A 4,015-nucleotide genomic window follows, 5' to 3' on the forward strand; every position below is an offset into this window, starting at 1 on the left:
GAAAAATTTTTATATAGTCTTGTTATGGAATAAGTTGAGATACTAACTTATATTCTCTTTCTACTAGAGGATGGCCCATATATATTGTGGCTTTTCCATCTTCACATGTCCCATCCTCGCCTACTAAAACACCTGCTTTGGCAGCCCAACGTAATTTCCATTTACCTGTTTCATTGTTGATTTTAATATCGAAGTTTACAGGATCGTGATTTTTCTTATTAGGAAAATTATTATCTTTTGATAATAATGGAACTTCAAGATTTATGTCTACTGGAAATGAATGCTCAAGAAGAGTTGCATTTCCTTCTACTTCTGTTGTTCCATCTGCTTTACTTCTATCTATGACTTGACGAATTTCAACTTTTCCAACCTCTATATGGTCTTTCTTTATAGGTCTATATTTGAATTCAATTCTTTTTCCTTCTTGGAATAGATTTTTGCAATATTTATTTTTACAACTATTTTGTGCTATTCCTAAAGAGCATCTAATTTCTGGAACGAAAATGGCTACAAGTATACCAGTTACAGGAATAGCTATACCTATTAAAAAAACATTTATTCTTTTGTTCCAATTCTTTTGTTCAGAATTACTCATAGATTTTATTATAAGTCAAGGGTAAAATATAGTATTTATCAATATTTGGATGATATAAATACTATTCTAATTCTACTTTCCCTGCTATAAATTTGCCTATTTTTTTCAAACAAAATCTAAAATTGTTTTAGAGGGTAAAGTTATGAAGTTTAGTCTTTATTGAAATTTTAATTGAGGAGACAATTTCTGGTAATTTAGTTAGTTTTCCTACTGATACTGTACCAGCACTGTCAGCTTTATTAACTGGAGCTGATTTAATTTTTCCAGGAAAGGGTCGCAATTAAGATAAAGCTTTAATTTTTATGAGGGCAACTGGTTGAAATAATTTAATTTGAAGGTCAATTCATTTTATGAAGCTCCCTGAATTGAGGTTTTTTTCTGCCAGAAATGCTAAAATTGCCTATAATTTTTGGAGAAATTAAAAAATGAAAAATGAAATCAAATAATCAGTTTAGTATCTATTGAGATTCTAATTGAGGAGGCCATATCTGGTAATTTAGTTAGCTTCCTTACTGATATTGTACCATCACTGGCAGCTCGACCTGACAAAGGAGATTTAATTTTTCTAGTGAAGGGTCGCAGTCAAGATCAACCTTGAATTTTAATCAGGGCAACTGGTTGGAATAATTTAATTTGAGGCTCAATTCATTTTCTTAAGCTCCCTGGGTTGAGAGTTTTTTCTGCCAGAAATGCTAAAATTGCCTATAATTTTTCAAAAAATTAAAAAACAAAAAACAAAAAATGAGCTTAGTATCTATTGAGACTCTCATTAAAGGGGCTATCTCTGGTAATTTAGTTAGCTTTCCTACTGATACTGTACCAGCATTAGCGGCTCTGCCTCAAAAAGCAGATTTAATTTTTCAAGCAAAACGTCGTAGTCCAGATAAACCTTTGATTTTGATGGGGGCAACTCCCGCATCTTTGTGGCCTTATGTTCGAGGAAGTGATGAAGAGTTGCAGTTATGGCAAGAGGTTGCTCAGAAGTATTGGCCTGGACCTTTAACTTTGGTGCTGCCAGCTTCGGAAATGGTTCCTAGAGAAATGAACCCTTTTGACCCAACTACCATTGGAATCAGGATACCTAATTGTGATATTGCTAGGGAAATTATGACTCAAACTGGGCCTTTGGCTACTACAAGTGCTAATTTCTCAGGTCAACCTCCCCTGGGTCGAATGGCTGAAATTAATGCTCAATTTCCAGATGTTTTAGTATTGTCCCACGAACAGGAGATAATCTTGGCTTCTGGAGTGCCTTCTACTGTTGCTAAGTGGAACGAAATTAGTTGTTGGGAAATCCTGCGTCAGGGAGCGGTCAAGTTAAAATTTTAAGGGTACGGTTATATTTTTTAATATTTTTATTCCCATGGGATGGAACGATTTTTTATTCTTGGCATTAGGATTAGGGTTTGGACTAATAGGCGGCAGATTATGGTTGAGGCAAAAAACTGAGAACTTGTCAACACCTTCTGTGGTGTCATCACCTGAAGTATCTAATTTAGAGGAAGTAGAAGGTGTTTTAGAACAGCTGAAACAGACTCAACTTGCATACCAGATGGCATCGGAAATGAGTAAGTTTAAGGCTGGTTTTTTGGCTCGAACTTCTCATGAGTTGCGATCGCCGATGAATAGTATGATTAGTACGCTACAGTTAATTATTTTTGATTTAGCTGATAACCCGGAAGAGGAACGTGAATTTGCTAACCAAGCGTATAATTCTGCGTTAAAAACTTTGGGACTACTTGATCGAATTATTGATGTAGCTAAAACCGAGCATGGTACTGAAAAACTTAAAATAGAACCGCTTCAGCTTAGTAAAGTGTTAGAGGCGGTGGATGATTTAACTTGTTTACAAGCTGCTAACCGTAGTATTCGTTTGAAGATATTACCTCCAGACCCTAATATTTATGTTTTGGCGGATGAGTCTCGTCTGAAGCAGGTTTTGATTGGTTTAGTTGATACTGCGATCGCCGAAATGAATGAAGGTAGTATTAATGTTTCTGTTCATCCCGCACAAGAATCTGGTTATGTTAATATCTGGATTGACGATCAACGTCCAGTTAGTGCGTGGAGTGAGTCTTGGGATTTACTCAAACAGAGTCATGAGGAGAAAACAGAAAAGGTTGTGAGTTGTGATTTTCAGCTTTCTCCTGGTATGAGGTTGTTAATGAATCAAACTTTGTTAGGAATAATGAATGGACGTTTAGAGGTATTGGCAACACCTTCTGATGGTAAGGAGTCTGATTTTAACCGGACTCAATGTTCTATTCCTATGAGTATAGAAAACAATGAGAGTTCGGCGTTGGTGAATTAGTGTATGATATTAATCTTAATTACTTAGGGTTTGCTGAAAAAGTCTTTTAGTAGGGGTAGTAGACAGGAGACAGGAGAAATAGGAATGAGCAAGGAGGTAGGAGTAAGAATTGTAAGAATGATTTTTCTACCATAGTCAGCCCAAAATACTAGCTTTTTGCAGCTCTTGGCACCGAAAAACTGGCACTTTTTTGAACCCCAAAAAGGCTAATGCCTTTATTTATCAATATAGCGCTGTGCGCAGGCAACAGCTCATCTGGCAACAGCTCATCTGGGGGAATAAATTGCTGATAATATAAGACTTTTAGCTATTTGGCCCCTCCTGCAATTTGTAAATATACAAGCGCTCATTGCTATACTTTCAGATTTATTCAGCAAACCCTCCTGACTCCTGACTCCTGACTCCTGACTCCTCCGTAGTTATTTATTTATCACTGTTCAACCGGACATGATATTACTTTTGAGCAAGTAGTAATGCTTTGTTCCTAGTTGTTAATTCTATTTCTCCTTCCATTGGTTGATTGTGCAATATCATTGTTGTGTTTTGGTTGTATTGAAATCCTATGCGTTTGTAGAAATCCTGTTGGTAGGTTGTCATTAGGTAGACTCGTTCTACATGGCACATTCGTGGATGACTTAAAATTGTTTGCACTAATTTGCGTCCTAGTCCTCCACCTTGATAGTTTGGGTGAATGACTATGTCCCAAATTGTACCTCTGTATACGCAGTCTGATGTAGCACGACCAAAACCTATCATTTTTTGACTATCCCATACACTCACGACTGGGTTGCTGTTTGCAATAGCTATTTCTAAATCTTCTATTTTTCTATTTTTTGCCCATACTGCTGCGGAATCAAATAAAGCCACCAGTTGGGCAATATCTACTTTTGAGTTACCTTCGCAGAATTGTATATGACGATAATCTCTGGTAGTGTTTTTCATGTTTAGTCAGCTCTCTATAAATTTCAATAGGAGTCATTGAGGAAGGCAGAAGTTATATCATGTCCGGTAGCATCGGTATTGTATAGCAAAGGTAGGCAACAGGCAACAAACAGGAAATTTAAGTTTTTTTCTTGCTCTTAAGCTTTCCTGTTTGTTGCCTGTTGCCA

At 36.5% G+C, this 4,015-nt stretch carries 4 protein-coding genes; 2 read left to right on the plus strand and 2 right to left on the minus strand.

All coding sequences use genetic code 11. From position 1 onward, the window contains the following. Positions 1–22: 22 nt before the first annotated feature. Positions 23–595, minus strand: a complete 573-nt coding sequence (locus tag F6K13_RS22085) for a hypothetical protein (protein WP_287288383.1) — start codon at positions 593–595, stop codon at positions 23–25. Positions 596–1,336: 741 nt separating this feature from the next. Here F6K13_RS22085 and F6K13_RS22090 point away from each other — a divergent pair. Together F6K13_RS22090 and F6K13_RS22095 are read left to right on the plus strand one after the other, a co-directional pair. After that, on the plus strand, positions 1,337–1,924 hold the full coding sequence (locus tag F6K13_RS22090; RefSeq protein ID WP_124146084.1) for an L-threonylcarbamoyladenylate synthase: 588 nt from the start codon (positions 1,337–1,339) through the stop codon (positions 1,922–1,924). 34 nt (positions 1,925–1,958) lie between these two features. Then, positions 1,959–2,906 carry a sensor histidine kinase KdpD gene (locus tag F6K13_RS22095; protein ID WP_124146083.1) on the plus strand — a complete coding sequence of 316 codons (948 nt, stop codon included), beginning with the start codon at positions 1,959–1,961 and terminating at the stop codon, positions 2,904–2,906. A 453-nt stretch (positions 2,907–3,359) separates the two neighbouring features. On the opposite strand, the gene F6K13_RS22100 is transcribed toward F6K13_RS22095, so the two are convergent. Then, entirely contained in the window at positions 3,360–3,848 is a 489-nt protein-coding gene (locus F6K13_RS22100; RefSeq protein ID WP_124146082.1) for a GNAT family N-acetyltransferase, read from the minus strand. Positions 3,849–4,015: the final 167 nt, after the last annotated feature.

It is taken from the genome of Okeania sp. SIO2B9 (assembly GCF_010672505.1).
Classification (GTDB): Bacteria; Cyanobacteriota; Cyanobacteriia; order Cyanobacteriales; family Microcoleaceae; genus Okeania; species Okeania hirsuta.